Origin of the sequence: Pseudoalteromonas sp. GABNS16E (assembly GCF_028598715.1) — a bacterium.
Lineage (GTDB): Bacteria > Pseudomonadota > Gammaproteobacteria > Enterobacterales > Alteromonadaceae > Pseudoalteromonas > Pseudoalteromonas atlantica.
In genome coordinates this window covers 1-633 of the sequence record NZ_JAQREZ010000153.1, presented here as the reverse complement: position 1 = coordinate 633, position 633 = coordinate 1, and the positions used below count along the sequence as shown (strand labels likewise).

General features: G+C 46.1%; 1 protein-coding gene. It reads right to left on the bottom strand.

What is annotated here, in order from left to right; genetic code table 11:
* The coding region (tnpC, locus tag PSI06_RS21075; RefSeq protein ID WP_273604822.1) for an IS66 family transposase at window positions 1-633 on the bottom strand (633 nt) is incomplete at both ends.

Below are 633 nucleotides of genomic sequence, written 5' to 3'. Positions count from 1 at the left end.
TAGACTATCGATATCAGGTGTTGATTGGCACAGCTCATCTAAACACGCGGTGATGTAATCGTATGGCGCTAAGCCGTTGGCTTTGGCTGTTTCGATGATGCTGTAAAGTATCGCGCTTGCGTTAGCACCTGTCGCTGTTTGGCTAAACAGCCAGTTCTTACGGCCTATCACAAACGGTTTGATGGCTCTTTCTGCACGGTTGTTGTCGATACTCAGTCGCCCATCATTAATGTACTCAATGAGTTTCGGCCACTGGTTTGCCATGTAATTGGCGGCATCAATGAGTTTACTATTACCAACAAGGTTTGGCTGATGTTTTTCAAGCCACTGTTTGAGTTTATCGAGTATCGGTTTACTCTGTGCTTGTCGAGTCTGGTAACTCTCATCCGCTGATTTATCTTTCAACCGTGACTCTATCCCATATAGCTTTTGTATTAAGCTGAGCACCACATCGGCTTTGCCTGTCTTATTTTTCCCTTGCAGCTTTTTCGCTTCAATGAATTTCCGACGTGCGTGCGCCCAGCACCCCACAAGACTGGCCTGTGTCTTTTCATAAGCTTGATAACCATCAACATGTAAGTACCCTTGATAGCCATCAAGATAATCCATCACGCAGGCGGCTGCGCGACTAGT